1 protein-coding gene is annotated in these 643 nt (G+C 63.3%); it reads left to right on the top strand.

Going from position 1 to position 643, the window contains the following annotated elements:
- The coding region (locus DP116_RS28820; protein ID WP_211173565.1) for a hypothetical protein at positions 1 to 237 on the top strand (237 nt) is incomplete at its 5' end.
- Between the last annotated feature and the right edge of the window lie 406 nt (positions 238 to 643).

Genomic DNA, 643 nt, shown 5'->3' on the forward strand with positions numbered 1-643 from the left:
GATCGAAGGCAATCTAGCCCGGTCGCGAGGGATCGTAAATCGGCCGGCGGCCGCCCGACGGGCCGCGCGACCGTCACGCCCGGCGCGATCGCTTCCTCCGGCAAGTCCGGCGTGGCCCGCGGAGTCGATTCCGTCGTCCCGGACGGGCTCGGGAAAAAACGCGAAAAAAATTCGCGGGCCGAGAAAAACGCCGGCCGGGCCGCCCTCTCCGCGCAAATGCCGCCGGAAAACTTCTGAATTTGCCCGGACCAAATTGGGCAGTTTTTGCTCACCGCGTGACCAGAATCCGTCATTCGTCACGACACCGCTGATTCTTGAGCGGTGATGACCCATCAAAACCAGAACAAATGCCCGTCCATCGGTCGGATTTGAGGGCGTAATGCCGCTCCGTTTGGGGAGGGCACCAACCAAGGCATCGAATTTGCACATGAATCAGCACAATTTGCGACTTTGTCCCTGGCGTCTGGAACTTCGGGCTTGGACGGTTCTCTGGTCGCGGTGGTGGCTCACGCGGACGATCGCGTCCGGGCGCGGCTCGCGCTCTGGCTCTCGGCCTGCGGCTGCGCCGTGCGCGAGGCGACCACCGCCGCGCAAGCGATCGAAGAGTGCAACCGGTTGCCCAAAGCCAACTTGGGGATCATCG

Origin of the sequence: Brasilonema bromeliae SPC951 (assembly GCF_012912135.1) — a bacterium.
Lineage (GTDB): Bacteria > Cyanobacteriota > Cyanobacteriia > Cyanobacteriales > Nostocaceae > Brasilonema > Brasilonema bromeliae.